The organism is Shewanella sp. SW24, from assembly GCF_025653395.1.
Lineage (GTDB): Bacteria > Pseudomonadota > Gammaproteobacteria > Enterobacterales > Shewanellaceae > Shewanella > Shewanella oncorhynchi.
Genome location: NZ_JAKKSH010000066.1, coordinates 1 through 1,079, shown reverse-complemented (window position 1 = coordinate 1,079; position 1,079 = coordinate 1). Strand labels below are relative to the sequence as shown.

1 protein-coding gene is annotated in these 1,079 nt (G+C 45.6%); it reads left to right on the top strand.

Going from position 1 to position 1,079, the window contains the following annotated elements; genetic code table 11:
* Positions 1–92: 92 nt before the first annotated feature.
* On the top strand, positions 93–1,034 hold the full coding sequence (locus tag L5M17_RS22860) for an IS30-like element ISSba16 family transposase (RefSeq protein WP_263149285.1): 942 nt from the start codon (positions 93–95) through the stop codon (positions 1,032–1,034).
* The last annotated feature ends 45 nt before the right edge of the window (positions 1,035–1,079 follow it).

Here is a 1,079-nt window from a genome sequence, read left to right as displayed (position 1 = left end):
GATAATAACTGCGACACTCTAATCGAGGTGTAGAAGAAGCCAACTGCTGAAAAGTGGTACGCTTTATCTCGCCAAAGTAAAAGAGTATCACCATGAATTATCAACAGTTGACCGAAGCAAGACGATACCAGATTTCCGTGCTGTTAGAACAGGGCTTTTCGATAGCACACATAGCTAAATGCATTGATTGTCATCGCTCTAGTGTCTATAGGGAAGTTAAACGATGCCAAGGGCAATCACGCTATCAGCCTGATATTGCACACAAGCAGGCTGTCACAATGAGGCGTCAGTCGAGTAAATATGCGATACCCTCACAGCGAATAGAGAGCATCGTCCTTTTGCTGCAATTGGATTGGAGCCCTGAGCAAATCTCGCAAGTGTTGCGTTTGGTGAAGGAGCCTGTCAGTCATGAGTGGATTTATCGCTATATTGCTCGCGATAAACGCCGTGGCGGTAAACTTTATCGTCATTTACGTCAAGGACATAAGCGTTATCGACGCGGTAAAGTAGAGCAAGCTCCTACCATAAAAAACGCCGTATCCATTGACGACAGACCAGCCATTGTTGATAGCCGAGAGCGATTTGGCGACTGGGAAATTGACACCGTATTGGGGCTGCATGGAACGGGTTCGATTGTAACCCTATTAGAGCGTAAGACTCGGTTTTATTTGATAAAGAAAGTCAATTCGAAGTCAGCGGCAGATGTAACGAAAGCGACGATTGAGTTACTGATGCCATATAGGGCGCATGTGCTGACGATAACGGCAGATAATGGACGCGAATTTGCTCACCACCAAGAGATAGCAGAGGCGCTAGATACGCAGGTGTATTTTGCGCACCCTTATCGTTCTTGTGAACGTGGTGCGAATGAAAACGCCAATGGATTACTGCGGCAGTACGTCAAAAAAGGGGTTGATTTGAGGCTAGTGAGTAATGAATTAATCGAATTTGCTCAGAATAGAATTAACTATCGACCCAAAAAGTGTTTGAAGTTTAAGCAGCCTGCGGTGGTGTTTCACCAGTTAGCTGCTTAATTGTCGAGTGTCGCACTTCGGAGTTGAATTCGGGAGAATTCGGGA